Source organism: Bacillus sp. AM1(2019) (genome assembly GCF_009906915.1).
In the GTDB taxonomy this organism is placed as follows: domain Bacteria; phylum Bacillota; class Bacilli; order Bacillales; family Bacillaceae; genus Bacillus; species Bacillus velezensis.
The window spans coordinates 4,059,627-4,075,846 of record NZ_CP047644.1 but is presented as its reverse complement, the minus strand read 5'-3'; the positions used below and the strand labels follow the sequence as shown (position 1 = coordinate 4,075,846).

Annotated in this window: 14 protein-coding genes; 10 read left to right on the top strand and 4 right to left on the bottom strand. The window is 48.1% G+C overall.

The features are described 5' to 3' along the window. The first annotated feature begins 33 nt into the window (after nucleotides 1-33). From GNE05_RS20260 to GNE05_RS20250, 3 genes are all read left to right on the top strand, one after another. The gene (locus GNE05_RS20260) at nucleotides 34-1,083 is read left to right on the top strand and encodes a Delta(5) desaturase DesA (RefSeq protein WP_061862603.1); all 1,050 of its coding nucleotides are present in this window, start codon (nucleotides 34-36) and stop codon (nucleotides 1,081-1,083) included. A gap of 118 nt (nucleotides 1,084-1,201) precedes the next feature. Beyond that, nucleotides 1,202-2,338 carry a sensor histidine kinase gene (locus GNE05_RS20255; RefSeq protein ID WP_021494663.1) on the top strand — a complete coding sequence of 379 codons (1,137 nt, stop codon included), beginning with the start codon at nucleotides 1,202-1,204 and terminating at the stop codon, nucleotides 2,336-2,338. Beyond that, nucleotides 2,335-2,934, top strand: a complete 600-nt coding sequence (locus tag GNE05_RS20250) for a response regulator transcription factor (RefSeq protein ID WP_007407848.1) — start codon at nucleotides 2,335-2,337, stop codon at nucleotides 2,932-2,934. Before GNE05_RS20255 ends, GNE05_RS20250 begins: the two co-directional genes overlap by 4 nt. 56 nt (nucleotides 2,935-2,990) lie before the next feature. On the opposite strand, the gene GNE05_RS20245 is transcribed toward GNE05_RS20250, so the two are convergent. After that, nucleotides 2,991-3,812 carry an SDR family oxidoreductase gene (locus tag GNE05_RS20245; protein WP_022554010.1) on the bottom strand — a complete coding sequence of 274 codons (822 nt, stop codon included), beginning with the start codon at nucleotides 3,810-3,812 and terminating at the stop codon, nucleotides 2,991-2,993. A 126-nt stretch (nucleotides 3,813-3,938) separates the two neighbouring features. Between GNE05_RS20245 and GNE05_RS21330 the strand changes: the two genes are divergently transcribed. Continuing rightward, the gene (locus GNE05_RS21330) at nucleotides 3,939-4,187 is read left to right on the top strand and encodes a hypothetical protein (protein ID WP_014306134.1); all 249 of its coding nucleotides are present in this window, start codon (nucleotides 3,939-3,941) and stop codon (nucleotides 4,185-4,187) included. Between the two features lie 171 nt (nucleotides 4,188-4,358). Then, nucleotides 4,359-6,239, top strand: coding sequence for a molecular chaperone HtpG (htpG, locus tag GNE05_RS20235; protein WP_007614881.1), 1,881 nt, complete (start codon nucleotides 4,359-4,361; stop codon nucleotides 6,237-6,239). Between the two features lie 42 nt (nucleotides 6,240-6,281). Here the strand turns inward: htpG and GNE05_RS20230 are convergent, their stop codons facing one another. From GNE05_RS20230 to GNE05_RS20220, 3 genes are all read right to left on the bottom strand, one after another. Beyond that, nucleotides 6,282-7,670 carry a sugar porter family MFS transporter gene (locus GNE05_RS20230; RefSeq protein WP_007407844.1) on the bottom strand — a complete coding sequence of 463 codons (1,389 nt, stop codon included), beginning with the start codon at nucleotides 7,668-7,670 and terminating at the stop codon, nucleotides 6,282-6,284. 120 nt (nucleotides 7,671-7,790) lie between these two features. After that, complete coding sequence (locus GNE05_RS20225; protein WP_007407843.1) at nucleotides 7,791-8,723, bottom strand: aldo/keto reductase; 933 nt, start codon at nucleotides 8,721-8,723, stop codon at nucleotides 7,791-7,793. A 77-nt stretch (nucleotides 8,724-8,800) separates the two neighbouring features. Further along, nucleotides 8,801-9,556 carry a DeoR/GlpR family DNA-binding transcription regulator gene (locus tag GNE05_RS20220; RefSeq protein ID WP_007614879.1) on the bottom strand — a complete coding sequence of 252 codons (756 nt, stop codon included), beginning with the start codon at nucleotides 9,554-9,556 and terminating at the stop codon, nucleotides 8,801-8,803. 444 nt (nucleotides 9,557-10,000) lie between these two features. Here GNE05_RS20220 and iolA point away from each other — a divergent pair, with 444 nt between their 5' ends. The 5 genes from iolA (at nucleotide 10,001) to iolE (ending at nucleotide 16,219) form a co-directional block, all read left to right on the top strand. After that, nucleotides 10,001-11,464, top strand: coding sequence for a methylmalonate-semialdehyde dehydrogenase (iolA, locus tag GNE05_RS20215; RefSeq protein ID WP_014419295.1), 1,464 nt, complete (start codon nucleotides 10,001-10,003; stop codon nucleotides 11,462-11,464). A 73-nt stretch (nucleotides 11,465-11,537) separates the two neighbouring features. Next, on the top strand, nucleotides 11,538-12,353 hold the full coding sequence (gene iolB, locus GNE05_RS20210) for a 5-deoxy-glucuronate isomerase (protein ID WP_160183151.1): 816 nt from the start codon (nucleotides 11,538-11,540) through the stop codon (nucleotides 12,351-12,353). A gap of 23 nt (nucleotides 12,354-12,376) precedes the next feature. Beyond that, a complete protein-coding gene (iolC, locus tag GNE05_RS20205; RefSeq protein ID WP_014419293.1) occupies nucleotides 12,377-13,369 on the top strand; it encodes a 5-dehydro-2-deoxygluconokinase in 993 nt (330 codons plus the stop codon). A gap of 24 nt (nucleotides 13,370-13,393) precedes the next feature. Then, entirely contained in the window at nucleotides 13,394-15,307 is a 1,914-nt protein-coding gene (gene iolD, locus GNE05_RS20200) for a 3D-(3,5/4)-trihydroxycyclohexane-1,2-dione acylhydrolase (decyclizing) (RefSeq protein ID WP_014419292.1), read from the top strand. A gap of 15 nt (nucleotides 15,308-15,322) precedes the next feature. Further along, a complete protein-coding gene (gene iolE, locus GNE05_RS20195; RefSeq protein WP_022554006.1) occupies nucleotides 15,323-16,219 on the top strand; it encodes a myo-inosose-2 dehydratase in 897 nt (298 codons plus the stop codon). The last annotated feature ends 1 nt before the right edge of the window (nucleotide 16,220 follow it).

Sequence of the window (16,220 nt, the reverse complement as noted above, 5' to 3'; positions counted from 1 at the left end):
GGATCATAATGAAAAAGAAGGGACATGACATTCATGATCAATCACGCCGCAACTCAAAAACAAGCGTCTTTAAAAAAGCAGGTTGCCGCATTTTCCGGCGCCGATACAAAGCATAGTGTCATTCAGCTTTTCAACACGTTTGTGCCGTTTTTTGCCCTTTGGTTTCTTGCTTACTTCAGCCTCGATGTCTCCTATCTTCTGACCCTCGCCTTTACTGTTATAGCAGCGGGATTTTTGACAAGAATCTTTATTATTTTCCACGACTGCTGCCATCAATCCTTTTTCAAACAAAAGAAGCTGAACCGGCTGTTCGGGTTTATTTCAGGTGTGCTGACACTGTTTCCGTTCCTTCAATGGCAGCGCAGCCACTCCATCCATCATGCGACGAGCAGCAACTTAGATAAACGGGGCACCGGCGATATTTGGATGATGACCGTCAAGGAATACAACGAAGCGTCAGCTTGGACAAAAATACGCTACAGACTTTATCGCAATCCGTTTATTATGTTTATTCTCGGCCCGATTTACGTATTTCTGATTAAAAACCGTTTCAATGTAAAAGGCGCCCGCCGCAAGGAGCGCTGGAACACCTATTTCACGAACGCGGCGATTGTCTTATTGGCTGCTGCGACGTGCCTGCTTGTCGGCTGGGAAAACTTTTTGCTTGTTCAGGGTCCGATTTTCCTTATTTCGGGGTCAATCGGCGTCTGGCTCTTTTATGTTCAGCACACGTTTGAGGATTCTTATTTTGAAGCCGATGAGCATTGGGATTATGTGCAGGCCGCGGTAGAAGGAAGCTCCTTTTACAAGCTTCCGAAGCTTTTGCAATGGCTGACAGGCAATATCGGCTACCATCATGTCCACCACTTAAGCCCGAAAGTGCCGAACTACAAGCTGGAAGCCGCTCATGAGGGGCACGAGCCTTTAAAAAACGTACCGACCATTACGCTTAAAACAAGTCTTGAATCCATGAAATTCCGTCTGTGGGATGAGGACGAAAAGCAATTTGTCACCTTTCGGGAGGCGCGGAAAACACCGCTGCCCCAACCGGTGCCGAAAGAACCTTTAAAGAAAAATGCCTGATATGGCGCGCGGCTCTTTCTCTTATCAGAAAGGGCCTTCTCTTCATACGTGAGGATGCAATGAAGGCGGTGTTTTGATAAAGTGATGGTAGACACAAGCAGTAGAAGGTGGAACAAAGATGAAGAAGTATTTTAAATTTCAAAAACTGAATGGGATTTCTCCTTATATATGGACGATTTTTTTCATCTTGCCTTTTTATTTTATTTTTAAAAGCTCTTCTACCTTTGTCATCGTGGCCGGCATCATTTTCACACTTGTTTTCTTTGGCGCATACCGCTTTGCATTTGTTGCAAAAGGCTGGCCGCTTTACTTATGGGCACTTCTTCTGATCGGCATTTCGACCGGCTCAGTTATGCTGTTCAGCTATATTTATTTCGCCTTCTTTATCGCCTACTTCATCGGCCATATCCGAGACAAAGTTCCTTTTTACATCTTATATTACATTCATATCATCAGTGCGGCGGTTGCCGTCAACTTCAGTCTTGTTCTGAAAAAAGGGTGGTTTTTGACACAAATTCCGTTTATCGTCATTACACTGATCAGTGCCATCCTGCTCCCGCTCACCATTCGAAGCAGAAAGGCAAGAGAGCGCCTTGAGGAGAAATTAGAATATGCAAATGAACGAATCGCCGATCTTGTGAAGCTGGAAGAAAGGCAGCGCATCGCCCGGGACCTTCACGATACACTTGGACAAAAGCTCTCCTTAATCGGACTGAAAAGCGACCTCGCCCGAAAGCTGATATATAAGGACCCTGAACAGGCCCGCACTGAGCTGAAAAGCGTGCAGCAGACGGCCCGCACCTCCTTAAATGAGGTCAGACAAATCGTCTCGTCGATGAAAGGCATCCGATTGAAGGATGAGCTCAGCAATGTTCGGCAAATTCTTGAAGCGGCAGGAATTGAATTTGTGTATGAAGAAAAAGAAGCGCCAAAACATATCTCTTTGCTGAACGAAAACATCGTCAGCATGTGCATAAAAGAAGCCGTCACCAATGTCGTGAAACACAGCGGCGCCAAAGTATGCCGCATCACCATTCAGCAGCTTTGGAAAGAGGTTGTCATTACGGTGGAAGATGACGGCAGCTTTCAATGCAAAGAAGACCGCTTTTTTTCAAAGGGGCACGGCCTGCTTGGAATGAGGGAACGTCTTGAATTCGCAAACGGCAGTTTAGCCATCGATACAGCCGCCGGAACAAAGCTGACCATGAGAATCCCGAATGATTCAAAATCAAAAGAAAAGGATGGTAGCAGATGATCAACATCTTCATTGCCGAGGATCAGCAAATGCTGCTCGGCGCACTCGGTTCACTGTTGAATTTAGAAGAGGATATGACGGTTGTCGGCAAAGGCACAAGCGGCCAGGATGCCATCGATTTCGTGGAAAAACATGCGCCCGACATCTGTCTGATGGATATCGAAATGCCCGGGAAATCAGGTCTTGAAGCGGCAGAAGAACTCAAGGACAGCGGTGTGAAAATCATCATTTTGACGACCTTTGCCCGCTCCGGCTATTTTCAGCGGGCGCTAAAAGCAGGCGTCAGCGGGTACATGCTCAAGGACAGCCCGAGCGATGAGCTCGTCAGCGCCATCCGCAGCGTCATGAAAGGAAGACGCGTCTACGCACCTGAATTAATGGAGGACATCTATAGTGAAGAAAACCCGCTGACCGAACGGGAAAAAGAGGTGCTCGAGCTTGTCGCAGACGGAAAAAACACGAAAGAAATCGCAAACGCCCTCAGCATTAAAAGCGGCACAGTCCGCAATTACGTTTCGATGATCCTTGATAAATTAGAAGTGAAAAATCGGATTGAAGCCATTACCCGATCAAAGGAAAAGGGCTGGTTTAAGTAACCCGCCCTCAGCTTGTTCAGCCAGTGTTTTTGCACTGGCTTGTTTCTTTTTTACCGTCACTCCGTCTCTTCCTTCCACTTCTTATCAATCAGCATTTTTCCCGGCCAAGTGTATGCCATGATGCCGCCGTCTGCGGTGATGTCTTCTCCCGTGACGTAAGAACTGTCGTCTGAAGCGAGGAAGAGCGCGACGGCTGCCATTTCTTCCGGTTTTCCGAGCCGGCCGAGCGGCGTGATCCATTTGTTGGCTTCACGGAACGCTTCGCCCATTTCGTCTTCTGTCGTGCCTGCCAATTTATCAATGAGCGGCGTTTCAATCGTCCCCGGCGATAAGGAATTGACGCGGATTCCGCTTCTGGCGTAATCAATGGCCATCGCTCTCGTCAGGTTCGTGATTCCGCCTTTTGCGGCGTTATAGCCGGAGCGGTCAAGGTCTGCGGCCCGGCCGGACATGGAGGAGGTGTTGATGATGGAGCCTCCTTTTTCGAGCATGAGCGGAATCAGGTATTTGCTGCACAGAAATGTGCCGCGCAGATCGACGGCGATGATCCGGTCAAACAGGTCGACCGGGTATTCATGGACTTTTCCGCCCTCTTGGTCAACACCGGCATTGTTAAACAGAATATCAATTGTTCCGTACTTTTGCTGAATGCCGTCCGCAAAAGACTTTACGTTTTCTTCGTCTGATACATCAAGGTGAAAGGCTTCTGCTTCTCCGCCGTTTTTTCTGATGGCGCTGACGGTTTCATTCAGTTCGCTTTCATTGATGTCACCGCAGATCACGCGGGCGCCTTCATCGGCGAAAATCCGTGCCGTCGCTTGTCCGATGCCTGTCGCGGCCCCTGTGATGATTGCGGTTTTGTCTGTTAATCTTCCCATATTGCGATTCCTCCTTTTTTATATCTGTTCCCGCTGAATAGGGGGATAAACATACGGCGGTCTGTTTCTAAATAGCTATTAAATATGTTAATATTATGTATATACATCATTGGAGGTTTGCATATTTTGAAGATCCAGCATAAGAAGGAGATAGCGTTTTATTGTTATGCCATTGTTCCTATGGGATTTGTGATTTACACCGTTATCTCTATTCTATTTCAGGACATCACATTTCCTCTCACTGTAAGAAATGTTCTGCATGAGTCTTTGCGAAACTTGGGATCTCTTATCTTATTTAGTTTGTTTTTCTACCCGTCATACATATGGATGAAGAAGGAATTCGGCCGCCGGAAAGAAGCAGAGAGGAGAGGATGATCAACATTCTCTCTTTTTTATTGATAAAATGGGTGAAATGAATCCATTAACATGTTAAATTTACAATATATGCATCTGCTAATGCTAGTTGACAATTGTCACTGTATATGATAAATAGATGCTGAAAAGATTTTACATAACATCAAAGCATAATTAAAGGAGAGATCTGAAGTGCGGAAAAAAAAGTTTAAAGCAGAATCCAAGCGATTGCTGGACATGATGATTAACTCCATTTACACGCAGAAGGAAATTTTTCTCCGCGAGTTAATTTCCAACGCGAGCGATGCGATTGACAAAATCTATTACAAGGCGTTAACCGATGATTCATTAACGTTTGATCAAGACAATTACTACATAAAAGTGACGGCGGACAAAGAAGCGAGAACGCTCACCGTCACAGACACCGGTATCGGGATGACAAAAGACGAGCTTGAACAGCATCTCGGCACGATTGCGAAAAGCGGTTCACTCGCTTTCAAGCAAGAAAATGACTCGAAAGACGGCCATGACATTATCGGCCAGTTCGGCGTCGGATTTTATGCGGCGTTTATGGTGGCTGATAAAGTCACGGTGAAAAGTAAAGCGCTCGGCAGTGACGAGGCGTATGTGTGGGAGTCGGAAGGGGCTGCCGGCTACACGATCGCGCCGTGTGACAAGGAAACCGTCGGTACGGAAATCACCTTGAAAATAAAAGAAAACACAGAAGATGAAAGCTATGATGAGTTTTTAGAAAACTACCGCATCAAAGCGATCGTGAAAAAGTACTCTGATTTTATCCGCTACCCGATCAAAATGGAAGAGACGGTCAACAAGCCGAAAGAGGGCAGCGAGAACGAATTTGAAGAAGTTCAGGAAGAACAGACGGTCAACAGCATGGTGCCGATCTGGAGAAAAAACAAAAGCGAGCTGACGGATGAGGATTACGAGGCTTTTTACGCCGAGAAGCATTACGGCTTTGATAAACCGCTGACCCATGTGCATATCAGCGTCGATGGAGCGGTGCGTTACAATTCGATTTTGTTTATTCCGGAAAACATGCCGTTTGACTATTATACGAAGGAATTCGAAAAAGGATTGGAGCTGTACTCCAACGGCGTGCTGATCATGAACAAATGCGCCGACCTGCTTCCGGATCATTTCAGCTTTGTAAAAGGCATGGTGGATTCTGAGGATCTGTCGCTGAACATTTCCAGAGAGATGCTGCAGCACGACCGCCAGCTGAAGCTGATTGCAAAAAACATCAATAAAAAAATCAAAGCCGAGCTGAAGAGCCTGCTGAAGAACAAAAGGGAAAAATACGAATCTTTCTATGAATCTTTCGGCAGACAGCTGAAATTCGGCGTCTATAATGATTTCGGCGCGAATAAAGACGTATTAAAAGATCTGCTTCTCTTCTATTCATCTAAGGAGAAAAAGCTCGTCACTCTGGACGAATATGTGTCCAGAATGCCTGAGGATCAAAAATATATCTATTACGCGTCCGGTGATTCATATGAGCGGATTGAAAAGCTGCCGCAAACTGAAATGGTGGCGGACAAAGGCTACGAGATTTTATATTTCACGGAGGATATTGATGAATTCGCGATCAAAATGCTGACAAGCTATGAGGAAAAAGAGTTCAAATCCGTATCCAGCGCCGACTTAGGCATCGACAGTGACGAAGATGAAAAGCAGACTGAAGCCGAAGAGAACGAATATAAAGACCTGTTCGAAAGCATGAAAGAGATTCTTGCGGATAAAGTAAAGAACGTCAGAGCATCGAAACGTTTAAAATCCCATCCGGTCTGCTTTGCGACAGACGGCGAAGTGACGATCGAAATGGAGAAAGTGTTAAACGCCATGCCTGACAGCCAGCAGGTCAAAGCGGAAAAAGTGCTGGAAATCAACCCGAACCACGAAGTGTTTGAGACGTTAAAGAACGCGCACGGACAAGATCGGGAAAAGCTGGCATTATACACAAACCTGCTGTACAATCAGGCGCTTCTGATTGAAGGGCTGCCGATCCATGATCCGGTCGAGTTTACGAATGACATCTGCAAAGTTATGGTATGACGCTAAAAAGGAATCGCCCGGCGGGGGCGATTCCTTTTTTTATTACAGTGTGCGCTGTTTAAGAATTTGATTTTGTTTGCTGCGCTTCTTTAAGGAGAACCGTTTTTTCAAGTGCGTTTCGATTTCTTCTAAACTTCTGCCCTTCGTTTCAGGAACGATGTAAGCGGCGAAGAAGAAGGATGAGAGGCAAATGACTGAGAATATTCCGAATACCCAGCCGATGCCCATGGCGCTCAGCATAAGCGGGAATACCAGTGAAACGATCAGGTTGGTTGCCGACAGAATCAATGTCGTAAATCCGGTTGCGGCTCCGCGTGCGTTTGACGGGAACAGCTCCGGCATCAGGACCCACACAACGGGACCCCATGTCGCCTGGTAGAAAACGATATAGATGCCGAGAAACAGCACGGTCAGCCAAGCCGTTGAAGCTGACAGGCCGGCCAGAAGGAGAATGGCTGATAGTGACGCCAGGCTCAAGGTAATGCCGACACTTCCCCACATCAGCAGTTTTTTCCGGCCGATCCGGTCAATTAAGATCATGGCGGTGATACACATGATGACGTTTAAGACACCGATGCCCATCGTGCCGAGAACGGACGCCGAAGTGCCGAGTCCGGCCTTTGTAAAGATGGTCGGCGCATAGTAAATCACCGTGTTGATACCGACCGCCTGCTGGAAGATGGCGAGGCCGATCCCGATCAGCAGCATAGGGCGGATCCATTTGGCTTTCAGCAAGCCGAGTGTAGATTCTTTTTTCTCAGCTTCACCTTGTTTCATTTCCGCCAATTCAACGGCGATATCCTCTTTGTCGTGGGTCATTTCCATGACTTGTCTGGCTTCCTGCTCACGGCCGCGTTTGACGAGCCATCTCGGAGATTCCGGCATAAACGCGATTCCGATTAATAAAAGCGCCGCCGGTACTGCCGCGAGACCGACCATCCAGCGCCAAGCTTCAAACGGGGTGAATATGTAATTCACGATATATGCGAGTAAAATTCCGGTTACAATCATTAAGTTATTCAATGTGCCGAGCGTTCCGCGTATTTTTGTCGGCGCCATCTCAGATAGATAAACGGGAACCAGCGCCGTTGAGCCGCCGACGGCTAACCCGAGTATGACACGGGAGATAATCAGCATAGTGACGGTTTGCGAAGCCGCACACGCAAGCGCGCCGATAATAAAAATGAGTGAAAGGACGAAAACCACTTTTCTCCGGCCCCATCGGTCAGAGCATGTCCCGCTTAAGGCGGACCCGAAAATCGCACCGAGCAGCAGCATGCTGACGACCAATCCCTCGGTCAGCGTGTTTAAAGGAATATCATTGTTAATAAATAACAAAGCCCCTGAAATCACACCGGTATCATAGCCGTAAAGCAGCCCGCCTAATGCTCCGAAAAAGTAAATCAGGTATTTTTTGGTGTTTTTCTTCACAGATGATCCTCCTCATCTTTTGGAACGCATAATAGTTTATTTAGATAACTATTTCATTCCCCGAAGAGAAAAATATAAACATAAAAAAAACACGCCCCTTTAAAAGGCGTGTTTTTTTTCTTAGGAAAACAGCTTGTCGATAAACGCGATTTCTTCAGCAGATAGCGTAATGGAGGCTGCTTTCATGTTGTCTTTTAATTGATCCGCGCGTTTGGCGCCCGGAATCAGGATATCGATTTCAGGTCTCGCCAAGTACCAGGCAAGCACGATATGCGCCGTATCGGCATTGTGCTTTTCGGCAATCGGTTTGAGCTGGTTGACTTTTTTGATGTTTTCTTTAAACTGCTCCCCTTGGAAATGCGCCTGATCATTGCGCAGGTCGCCTTCAGGGAAGGTTGTGTTCTCGTCGTATTTGCCGGCCAGCAGTCCGGATACGAGCGGGAAGTACGGAATGAATGAGATGCCGTGTTCTGTCGTATAAGGGAAGAAAGTCTTTTCCGCCTCACGGTTCAGCAGGTTGTATTCTCCTTGAATCACGTCGACTAAGCCGTCTTTATTGGCTTCTTTCAGCTGTTCCAAAGAGAAATTGGATACGCCGATGGAACGGATTTTTCCTTCTTTTTTCAGCTCATTCAATGCTTGAACGGCTTCGTCCTTCGGCGTGTGCTCATCCGGGAAATGGATGTAGAATAAATCGATGTAATCAGTCTGCAGGCGTTTCAGGCTGTCTTCGACCGATTGTTTCAAAAAGGCCGGTGAGTTGTCGAAAACAAAGTCATCGCCTTCTTTTCTGTGAGCGGCTTTTGTGGCGATGAAGACATCCTCGCGGTTGCATTCTTTCAGCACCTCGCCGATTAATTCTTCAGAACGGCCCACACCGTAAATATAGGCGGTATCTAACATGGTAACGCCGCTTTTAATCGCTTCCCGGACCAATTCTTTTCCCGTTTCTTCATTCAGATTCGGATAGAGATTGTGTCCGCCGACCGCATTTGTTCCCAAACCGATCGGAAATACCTTTAGGTCAGTTTTGCCGATTGTTACTTTGCTCATGTTTTCGCCCCCTGAAAAAATTGGATATCATAGCGACTGCCGGAAAAATACGGAAGCGTTCTCTATTAACTATAACGCTATGCCAAGTGAATGTCGATTTGATGCTCTTGGCAATACTTCGTATATTCCTCATCCAGCTGCTGAGAAGTGACGATGCTGTGAAGCCGGTCGAAAGGCGCGTATGTCAAAAGCGTGGATTTGCCGAATTTGGAATGATCCGCGAGCAGATACACTTCGTTCGCCTTTTCGGAAATTCTCTTTTTCACCTCGTATTCCAGTAAGTCGGAATTCGTCAGGCCGTGGGTGATCGTTGTCCCGGTAGCGGACATGAACGCCTTGTTAATGTTGTATTTATTGAGTGTGCTTGGATCATCAATGCCGACAAACGACCTTGTCTTCCGTTTGTAGTTATTGCCGATGATGATCAGGTCGATATTTTTCATGGATGAAGCCGCGTTAATAATATCAAGGCTGTTCGTCAAAACCGTTACATTCTTATCGGGATCAAGCGTCTCCAGCATCGATTTGGTCGTCGTGCCGGAATCAATAAACACAAGATCGTGATCCTCGATAAACCGTGACGCATAGCGGGCGATTTTGATTTTTTCATCCTGATGTTGAATGGTGCGGTTCTCAAAAGGGACGAGCACAGATTTTTCGGCTGATGTCACGCCGCCGTATACCTTTTTGATAACCCCTTTTTCCGCAAGCTTATTAATATCGCGTCTGACCGTGTTTTTAGAGACGTTGAATACCTCGCACAGCTCATCCAGCGAAGTGGCTCCGTGTTTGAGAATGTATTCTTCCATCTCCTGAATCCGCATCAGTTTCATAAAAAAACTCCTTCTAGAATTCTTAAAGTAATTAAAATATATAATAAACACCAGAAGTTAATCAATAGTTACTTAACAAATGATAAAAAAGAGGGATCATCCCCTCCAATTCGACACGGTTCTCCAAGTTCCTGTTTTCCCGATCAAAAAAAGTATGATAAAAATAATGAAAAAATTTTGATTTTTTAGATTGACTTGAAGATGTGTTGGGCTTACAATGTAACCAAGAAATGACCAAAACATAACCTGTAAAATCAAAAGTGAAAGATGTAACCGTTTGCTTTTTTCGGTACATGACCAACTTTTACATGGAAAGATTGGGAGTCACCATCATTTTAGCATTTGTAAGCGTTTAATTCATGTCTTTTATATGTAAAAGATGAATATATTCATCCGTTATTATCCAGCTGAACAGGATGTTTACTATTTAAGGAGGCAATGAGAATGGCAGAGATCAGAAAACTGAAAAACTACATCAATGGTGAATGGGTTGAAAGTAAGACAGATCAATATGAAGACGTTGTCAATCCGGCTACAAAAGAAGTGATGTGCCAGGTCCCGATTTCTACGCGGGAGGATGTGGAATACGCCGTCCGCTCAGCGTCAGAGGCGTTTCAAACATGGTCAAAGACGGCAGTGCCGCGCCGTGCGAGAATTCTATTTAACTATCAGCAGCTTCTCCAGCAGAACAAAGAAGAGCTTGCCCGTCTGATTACTTTGGAAAACGGTAAAAACACGACGGAGGCACTCGGTGAAGTGGGACGCGGAATTGAAAACGTCGAATTCGCAGCGGGCGCGCCGTCACTCATGATGGGCGATTCACTTGCCTCCATCGCGACGGATGTAGAGGCGGCGAACTACCGCTATCCGATCGGGGTGGTCGGCGGTATCGCACCGTTCAACTTCCCGATGATGGTCCCGTGCTGGATGTTCCCGATGGCAATTTCGTTAGGAAACACGTTCATTCTGAAGCCGTCTGAGCGCACGCCGCTGTTAACGGAAAAACTGGCAGAGCTGTTTGAACAGGCCGGTCTGCCGAAGGGCGTCTTCAATGTCGTGCACGGCGCGCATGACGTCGTAAACGGCGTTCTTGAACATCCTGATATTAAAGCCATCTCATTCGTCGGTTCAAAACCTGTCGGCGAGTATGTTTTCAAAAAAGGCAGCGAACATTTGAAACGCGTGCAAGCGTTAACGGGCGCGAAAAACCACACGATCGTGCTGAATGACGCCCACCTTGAAGATACGGTGACAAACATTATCGGCGCGGCATTCGGTTCGGCAGGAGAGCGCTGCATGGCATGCGCGGTTGTGACGGTTGAAGAGGGAATCGCCGATGAGTTTATGGCGAAATTACAGGAAAAAGCAGCGGACATCAAGATCGGAAACGGACTGGATGACGGCGTGTTCTTAGGCCCGGTCATCCGCGAGGACAACAAAAAACGCACGCACAGCTATATTGAAAAAGGCATCGAAGAAGGAGCGAGACTTCTTTGTGACGGACGTGAAAACGCAACGGAAGACGGCTATTTCGTCGGACCGACGATTTTTGACAACGTGACGACGGATATGACGATCTGGAAAGATGAAATCTTTGCGCCCGTTCTGTCGGTCATCCGCGTGAAAAACTTAAAAGAAGCGGTGGACATCGCCAACCAGTCTGAATTTGCGAACGGCGCGTGTCTGTTCACTTCAAATGCGAACGCGATCCGCTACTTCCGTGAGAATATTGACGCGGGAATGCTCGGCATCAACCTTGGCGTCCCGGCGCCGATGGCATTCTTCCCGTTCTCTGGCTGGAAGTCTTCTTTCTTCGGCACATTGCACGCAAACGGAAAAGACAGCGTCGACTTCTATACACGTAAAAAAGTCGTGACGGCACGATACCCGTCTCCTGACTTCAATTGATCTGACAGCCGGCCCGGACGGCTTTGTGATTCCGTCCGGGTTTTCTTTTACCATCCATTAAGGAGGAATAAACATGAGTCATTTGCTGCGCAAACCGCAGGCCGATGAGATTTCTCAAGGCGTGAACATCATACATGACGTCACTTCAGCCAATTCAGACCTCAAATACGTCGGATTTAAAGTCGTTGACCTCACTCCCGGTTCCGCATATACAGAAGATTTGAAAAAGACGGAGTGCTGCATCGTTGCGGTAACGGGAAAAATCACCGTCACTGATTATGATCAGACATTTGAAAGCATCGGCACCCGTGAAAGCGTATTTGAAAGAAAACCGACGGACAGCGTTTATGTGTCCAATGACCGCTCTTTTGGAATCACAGCCGTCAGCGGGGCGAGGGTCGCGCTGTGCTATTCTCCGTCCGAACACCAGCTTCCGACAAAGCTGATTAAAGCGGAAGACAACGGTGTGGAACATCGCGGCAAGCTGGCAAACAAACGAACCGTTCATAATATTCTCCCCGATTCAGATCCATCGGCAAACAGCCTTCTCGTTGTTGAAGTTTACACGGACAGCGGCAACTGGTCGAGCTACCCGCCTCATAAACATGACCAAGACAATCTGCCGGCTGAATCCTTTTTAGAAGAAACCTATTACCATGAAACGGACCCGCCGCAGGGGTTTGTCTTCCAGCGTGTGTACACGGACGACCGCTCGATTGACGAGACGATGACCGCAGAAAATGAAAACGTTGTCATCGTGCCGGCGGGCTATCACCCGGTTGGTGTTCCGGACGGGTATACCTCTTACTACCTGAATGTAATGGCGGGACCGACACGAAAATGGAAGTTTCAAAATGATCCGGCCCATGAATGGATCCTGGAACGCTAACAAGTGAGGAGTGGCAGATAACGATGAAATATACATTTAATGAAGAAAAAGAGTTTGATATTGTCGCGATCGGGCGCGCGTGTATTGATTTGAACGCTGCGGAATACAACCGGCCGATGGAAGAAACGATGACGTTTTCTAAATATGTCGGCGGCTCCCCGGCAAATATTGCGATCGGCAGCGCCAAGCTCGGATTAAAAGCCGGTTTTATCGGCAAAATCCCGGATGATCAGCACGGCAGATTCATCGTTTCTTATATGCAGGGAAAGGGCGTTGATACGTCACAAATGACCGTTGACAGAGAAGGGCGCAAAGCCGGGCTCGCTTTTACGGAAATTCTCAGTCCCGAAGAGTGCAGCATTCTGATGTACCGGGATGACGTGGCGGATTTGTATCTTGAGCCGTCCGAAGTCAATGAAGGCTACATCGCAAACGCGAAAATGCTGCTCGTGTCAGGCACGGCGCTTGCAAAAAGCCCGTCGCGCGAAGCCGTCTTAAAAGCGGTGCATATCGCAAAAAAACATGACGTAAAAGTCGTGTTTGAGCTCGACTACCGTCCGTATACATGGCAATCGGCAGAAGAAACAGCCGTGTACTACACGCTGGCGGCGGAACAATCCGATATCGTCATCGGTACGCGTGACGAATTTGACGTAATGGAAAACCACAGCGGCGGAGATAACGATGAAACCGTCCGCCATTTGTTTGCGCACTCTGCTGACCTTGTCGTCATTAAGCACGGCGTTGACGGATCATACGCATACAGCAGATCGGGAGAAGTTTTCCGGGCGCATGCCTATAAAACAAAGGTGCTGAAGACCTTCGGAGCGGGTGATTCCTATGCGTCAGCTTTCATCTACGGACTTGTCAGCGGCCGGGATATTGAAACGGCTTTAAAATACGGGAGCGCTTCCGCTTCCATCGTCGTCAGCAAACACAGCTCCTCAGAAGCAATGCCGGCTGCCGGTGAAATCATCGAACTGATTGAAGCGCAGCACAGTCTTAACGGTAAATAGAACGTATAAAAGGTGGGATCGTTTGTGGGTAAGACAATTCGCTTAACGACAGCACAAGCGCTGATTAAATTCTTGAACCGGCAGTACATTCATGTTGACGGAAAAGAAGAGCCGTTCGTTGAGGGCATCTTCACGATTTTCGGCCACGGAAATGTGTTGGGGATCGGGCAGGCGCTTGAGCAGGACGCCGGGCACCTGAAAGTCTATCAAGGCAAAAACGAACAAGGCATGGCGCATGCCGCGATGGCATACAGCAAGCAGATGCTGAGAAGAAAAATTTACGCGGTATCGACATCAGTCGGTCCGGGTGCCGCTAACTTGACGGCTGCCGCGGGTACGGCGCTGGCCAATAATATCCCGGTGCTGCTGCTTCCGGCCGATACCTTTGCGACGAGGCAGCCTGACCCGGTGCTTCAGCAGGTGGAGCAGGAATACAGTGCCGCCGTCACGACAAACGATGCGTTAAAGCCCGTGTCCCGCTATTGGGACCGCATCACCCGCCCCGAGCAGCTGATGAGCAGCTTAATCCGGGCATTTGAAGTGATGACAGATCCGGCAAAAGCGGGTCCGGCGACCATCTGCATATCTCAGGATGTAGAGGGAGAAGCATTTGATTTTGATGAAAGCTTCTTTGAAAAACGCGTTCATTACATTGACCGGATGCAGCCAAGCGAGCGTGAGCTGAAAGGCGCCGCGGAGAGAATTAAGGAGAGCAGCCGTCCCGTCATTTTAGTGGGCGGCGGCGCGAAGTACTCCGGCGCGCGTGAGGAATTAATCGCGCTTTCTGAAACATACGGCATTCCGCTTGTCGAAACGCAGGCCGGCAAGTCAACGGTTGAAGCCGATTTCGCCAACAATCTGGGCGGCATGGGCATCACGGGCACACTCGCCGCAAACAAAGCCGCCCGCCAGGCTGATCTGATCATCGGTGTCGGCACACGTTACACGGACTTTGCGACATCCTCGAAAACAGCGTTTGATTTTGACAAAGCAAAATTTTTGAATATCAATGTCAGCCGCATGCAGGCTTACAAGCTTGACGCGTTTCAGGTCGTAGCCGATGCGAAAGTGACGCTCGGCAGGCTGCACGGCTTATTAGACGGATATAAAAGTGCATTCGGCACGGCGATTAAAGATTGGAAAGATGAATGGCTGGCTGAACGGGACCGGCTCGGCAAGGTCACTTTTACACGTGACGCGTTCGAACCGGAAATTAAGAACCATTTCTCACAGGATGTGTTAAACGAGTATGCCGACGCGCTCGAGACTGAGCTGCCGCAAACAACGGCGCTGTTGACCATCAATGACACGATTCCTGAAGACAGCGTCGTCATCAGTTCGGCGGGATCTCTTCCGGGAGATTTGCAGCGGCTGTGGCATTCCAACGTCCCGAATACGTACCACCTCGAGTACGGCTATTCCTGCATGGGGTATGAGGTATCGGGCACGCTCGGCCTCAAGCTGGCCCATCCCGACAAAGAAGTCTATTCACTCGTCGGCGACGGAAGCTTTCTGATGCTGCACTCAGAGCTGATTACCGCGCTTCAATATAACAAAAAAATCAATGTCCTGCTCTTTGACAACTCGGGATTCGGCTGTATCAACAACCTGCAGATGGATCACGGGAGCGGCAGTTATTTCTGCGAGTTCCGCACAGAGGACAATCAGATTTTAAACGTTGATTACGCGAAGGTGGCAGAGGGCTACGGCGCTAAAACATACAGAGCCAATACGGTTGAAGAACTGAAAGCGGCGCTTGAAGATGCGAAAACGCAAGACGTATCCACTTTAATTGAAATGAAGGTTCTGCCGAAAACGATGACGGACGGCTATGACAGCTGGTGGCATGTCGGCGTGGCGGAAGTGTCTGAGCAGGAAAGCGTTCAGCGGGCATACGAAGCGAAAGAGATGAAGCTGAAGTCTGCGAAGCAGTACTAGAGGGGAGGCATCACGATGGGCAAACAAGATATTCTGTGGGGCATCGCTCCCATTGGGTGGCGCAATGACGATATGCCGGAAATCGGAGCCGGGAATACGCTGCAGCATTTGTTAAGCGATATTGTTGTCGCCGGCTTTCAAGGTACGGAAGTGGGAGGGTTTTTCCCTGAACCCTCCGTCCTGAATAAGGAGCTGGCTCTCCGGAACTTACGGATTGCGGGGAAATGGTTCAGCAGCTTTATCATTCAAGACGGTATTGAAAAAACGGCTGAACAATTTACAGAACACTGTGATTATTTGCAGAAAGTCGGAGCGGATGTCGCCACCGTTTCTGAACAGACGTACAGTGTTCAAGGCTTGGACATTGATGTATTTAAGAAAAAACCGCACTTCACAGATGAAGAATGGGATACGCTGTGCCAGGGCTTGAACCGTCTCGGGAAAATCGCTGACGAATACGGGCTGGACATGGTTTTTCATCATCATCTCGGCACAGGCGTCCAGACGGCGGAAGAAGTTGACCGGCTGATGGATGGAACGGACCCGCAGTATGTCCATTTACTTTATGATACCGGGCATGCCTATATCTCGGACGGAGACTATATGACAATTCTCAACAAGCATATGGATCGGATCAGACACGTTCATTTCAAGGACGCGCGGTTTGACATTATGGAGCGGTGCAGACAGGAAGGCAAGTCATTTAGGCAGTCGTTTTTACAGGGCATTTTTACGGTTCCCGGAGACGGATGCATCGATTTTACCGAAGTGTACCGAACGCTCGTCCGTCATGATTATTCAGGCTGGATCGTCATCGAAGCCGAACAAGACCCGGCAGTCGCCAATCCGCTTGAGTACGCGCTGATTGCGAGAAAGTACATCGACAGTGAACTGCTTGATCCTGCAAATTAGA

Coding starts and splice junctions, on each gene's coding strand:
- GNE05_RS20220 (WP_007614879.1), bottom strand. CDS start 9,556: ATGAAACTGATGCGGATTCAGGAGATGGAAGAATACATTCTCAAACAC.
- GNE05_RS20250 (WP_007407848.1), top strand. CDS start 2,335: ATGATCAACATCTTCATTGCCGAGGATCAGCAAATGCTGCTCGGCGCA.
- GNE05_RS20225 (WP_007407843.1), bottom strand. CDS start 8,723: ATGAGCAAAGTAACAATCGGCAAAACTGACCTAAAGGTATTTCCGATC.
- GNE05_RS20245 (WP_022554010.1), bottom strand. CDS start 3,812: ATGGGAAGATTAACAGACAAAACCGCAATCATCACAGGGGCCGCGACA.
- iolA (WP_014419295.1), top strand. CDS start 10,001: ATGGCAGAGATCAGAAAACTGAAAAACTACATCAATGGTGAATGGGTT.
- GNE05_RS20255 (WP_021494663.1), top strand. CDS start 1,202: ATGAAGAAGTATTTTAAATTTCAAAAACTGAATGGGATTTCTCCTTAT.
- iolC (WP_014419293.1), top strand. CDS start 12,377: ATGAAATATACATTTAATGAAGAAAAAGAGTTTGATATTGTCGCGATC.
- GNE05_RS20260 (WP_061862603.1), top strand. CDS start 34: ATGATCAATCACGCCGCAACTCAAAAACAAGCGTCTTTAAAAAAGCAG.
- iolB (WP_160183151.1), top strand. CDS start 11,538: ATGAGTCATTTGCTGCGCAAACCGCAGGCCGATGAGATTTCTCAAGGC.
- iolE (WP_022554006.1), top strand. CDS start 15,323: ATGGGCAAACAAGATATTCTGTGGGGCATCGCTCCCATTGGGTGGCGC.